The following is a 3,270-nucleotide window of genomic DNA, read 5'->3' on the forward strand; positions in this document are numbered from 1 at the left end:
GGAAGTCACCGCAGCCATTGCCGGGCAGCCCTTCCTGAAGGGAAGGTCCGTGTTCGTCGAGCCTGTGTACAACATCAAGGGGGACATCAACTACTCCGTCGGCAACGTCGATTTCAAGGGCAGCGTAAAGATAGAGGGGAGTGTCGTGTCCGGCTTCGCCATCAAGGCGACGGAAAGCATCGAGATAAACGGGGTCGTCGAGGACTGCTGCCTCGAGGCCGGTATGGACATCTCCATTAAGGGCGGAGTGCTGGGTGCGGACAGGGGAACCATGAAGGCAGGCAGGGATTTCTCGGCGCTCTTCGTCGAGAACTGTTCCGTGGAAGCGGGACGTAACATCGTCGTCGGCGACGCCCTCAACTCCGAACTTTCCGCGGGCGATTCCATCGATGTCGTCCTCGGCACGGGGCGCGTCATAGGCAGCAAGCTCTCCGCGCAAAACCTCGCGATCATGAATACCCTGGGGTCCCCGATCGCCGGAAGAACGCAGGTAGCGGTGGGGTTCGAGCCGAAGACGGTCGCTCTCCTCAAGGAGCTGAAGGAGACGGCCCGCAATACGGAACATACCCTGGAGGAGATCGGGAAGCACATCTCCACTCTTGAGAAGCTGAGCCGGACCGGTTCCCTTCCCGAGGAAAAGGAAATGCTCTACGGCCGGCTTCTCGCGACGGCGGACGAACTGGACCACCAACTGCAGGAGCACAGAGGCCGGATAGAAATGATCGAGTCGACGATGACGAAGGCCGCGCAACCGACCGTTAAAGTGCGGGGTACCTGCTATCCCAACGTCAGGATAAAGATAGGCACATTCATCTTCGACTGTACAACGGAATACCAGAGCGCTGTCTTCTACGAAGAGGACGGCAAGATCAAGGTGAATGTCTACGATAACAAGACGTAAAAGAACGTTCAAGAGTTCAAAGGTTCAAGAGTTCAAGAGAAAAAACGCAATTCGCACACGTGCACCGCAGGCATCCGGTGCTTTTTTTGTCTTTCACCCTTGAACCTTTGAACTTTTGAACCCTTGAACCTTCTCTAGACGAGATATGGTTCCCACATTTTCGTGGTCTTGCGTATGTAGCCGGCGGGGACGCCCTTCACTATCTGGTTGTGGCCGGGCAGGAGGATGTCGACGTCGAGCTTCGACAATCTGTCCAGTGAATCCTTGAGCTGGGCCGGATTCGCGCCGAAAAGGTCGAAACGGCCGATGGCGTAATCGGCATAGACCACGTCCCCGGGGATAAGGACCTTCCCGACGGGCTCGTAGAGAGCGATGCCTCCCATGGAATGGCCGGGTATATGTATCACCTCCCACACCATGTTGCCTATCTCCAGTGTCTCGCCGCCTTCGAGCTTGCGGTCGACCTTGAACCTGAAGGCATCGGGCGCGAGGCTGAACTGCATCTGGCACATACCCTTGAACATGTCCATACCGTACACGGCCCGGTCATCCCCTTTCTCCAGGAGATCGGCTTCCAATTCGTGGACCCAGAGTTCTGCGCCGGGGAACGTCTTCTGGAGTTCCGCAAGACAGCCTATGTGATCGAGGTGTGTGTGGGTCATGATGACCCTTTTCACGTCCTCAGGCCCGATCCCGAGCTTCGTGATGGAAGCAGCCTTGTAAGCGCCCTTTCCCGTAAGGCCCGCATCCACCAGAGAGATGTCTCCAGACGCCGGATCTCCAATAACATAGACATGGGAATCGGGGATGAAATCGTCCTGACCGGGAATGAATTGAACGCCTTTGTAGACCTGGGACATGAGAGGCTCCTTTATACCGTTTTTTCTATCTTGCCGGACCGCTGAGCATTATTATACCTACCATACCCACATGTCGAGTTCCATACCAAAAACCCACAGGGTCGGCAGGGCGCGCTCTGCCGCAAACAACAGCGCAGGAAACCCATTCCCGGAGAGGATCTCTCTCGAATGATAAAGACCTGTTTGATGCGGGTATGTGTCGTGTCAGATGAGTGCATCATAATTCTCAAGAAGGACTTTGGACAACGGAAGAAACATGATACAATCAATTCGAAAACACGCGGACGGGCACATGGGCGGACGGGGAAAAGATATCATTACTCTTTAGTCTTTTACCCGTTCACTCGTTAGGCGCATGACCGCCGACCCGTTTGCGCGAAGCGCAGACCCGTTTGTGTCTTAAAAGGAGGTCATTTATGGACATGCAATTCAAGGAGAGATTCGTGAGGCTTTGGGAGAAGCACTTTCCCCAGGCACCACTGCCGGTGGTCTTCTTTTACAGTGATGACGAGGCCGGCGCCGCCATCGTGAACGGGCCGAAGAGCCTGGAGGAGCATCGCTGCATCCTCGCCGACATCACACGGGCGGCACGGGGCCGTTCTCTCGCTTTCAACGTCGACTCCATCGGCTGCGGCGGCGGCAGGAAGTACCTCGGCTTCAGCGAGGTCCTCCGCCCCAATTTCGAGTACTTCCTGTCCTGTGGAATACCCGGAGAACTCGAGGGAGAAAAATACAAGAAGTCCCCGGAACTGGTGGGAAAGGTCATGAAAAAAATGCCCAAATTCAGCGCGCCCGCCCGCTATATCGTCTTCAAGCGCTGGGACGGGATCGATAAGAACGATAACCCCGACGTCGTCATCTTCTTCGCCACTCCTGACGTCCTCTCGGGGCTCTTCACCCTCGCGAACTACGACGGCGTCGATCCCAACGGCGTCTTCTGTCCCTTCGGTGCCGGCTGCTCCACCATCGTCACCTACCCTTACCTGGAAAGGAACGCCCGCCGGCCCAAGTCCGTCATCGGCATGTTCGACGTCTCCGCCCGTCCCTGCGTCCCGGCAAACACCCTCACCTTCGCCACACCATTCAAGAGGTTCGTAACGATGGTGGACAACATGGACGAAAGCTTCCTCATAACGGAGAGTTGGAAGAAGGTGCGCAGGAGAATAAAGAAAGGGTGAAAGGATAGAAAAATGTTCAAGGGTTCAAGGGTTCAAGGGTTCAAGGGAAAGACCGCGAAGGGGGGAATTCGTGCAGGCCGAAGACACGTGCATCCGGTTGTTCTTTTGCTTTTACTCTTGAACTCTTGAACTTTTGAACCCTTGAACCTTCTTTACCTCTTGAACTTTCGAACCCTGGAACTCTTGAACGGTTCTTACTGTATTCCGATGTGGAGCAGGAGGATCCTGCGGACCTCTTCTATTGTTTGCGGTTCGGACTGGCAGGAGTGGCCGGAGTGGACGATGAGCTCCGATGCCGCGTTGTCGAGGTGGGCGCTGTCGTATTTCACCA

At 55.6% G+C, this 3,270-nt stretch carries 4 protein-coding genes; 2 read left to right on the forward strand and 2 right to left on the reverse strand.

Going from position 1 to position 3,270, the window contains the following annotated elements:
• Positions 1 to 901, forward strand: a 901-nt coding sequence (locus GXX82_02860; GenBank protein ID NLT21967.1) for a DUF342 domain-containing protein, incomplete at its 5' end; no start/stop codon positions are given.
• 134 nt (positions 902 to 1,035) lie between these two features.
• On the opposite strand, the gene GXX82_02865 is transcribed toward GXX82_02860, so the two are convergent.
• Entirely contained in the window at positions 1,036 to 1,761 is a 726-nt protein-coding gene (locus GXX82_02865; protein NLT21968.1) for an MBL fold metallo-hydrolase, read from the reverse strand.
• Between the two features lie 416 nt (positions 1,762 to 2,177).
• On the opposite strand from GXX82_02865, the gene GXX82_02870 reads away from it, so the two are divergent.
• Positions 2,178 to 2,939: a DUF169 domain-containing protein gene (locus GXX82_02870; protein NLT21969.1), complete on the forward strand. Its 762-nt coding sequence runs from the start codon at positions 2,178 to 2,180 to the stop codon at positions 2,937 to 2,939.
• Between the two features lie 194 nt (positions 2,940 to 3,133).
• Here GXX82_02870 and GXX82_02875 read toward each other — a convergent pair.
• On the reverse strand, positions 3,134 to 3,270 hold a 137-nt coding region (locus GXX82_02875; protein NLT21970.1), incomplete at its 5' end, for a hypothetical protein.

Source organism: Syntrophorhabdus sp. (assembly GCA_012719415.1).
GTDB lineage: Bacteria > Desulfobacterota > Syntrophorhabdia > Syntrophorhabdales > Syntrophorhabdaceae > Delta-02.

Coding starts and splice junctions, on each gene's coding strand:
- GXX82_02870 (NLT21969.1), top strand. CDS start 2,178: ATGGACATGCAATTCAAGGAGAGATTCGTGAGGCTTTGGGAGAAGCAC.
- GXX82_02865 (NLT21968.1), bottom strand. CDS start 1,761: ATGTCCCAGGTCTACAAAGGCGTTCAATTCATTCCCGGTCAGGACGAT.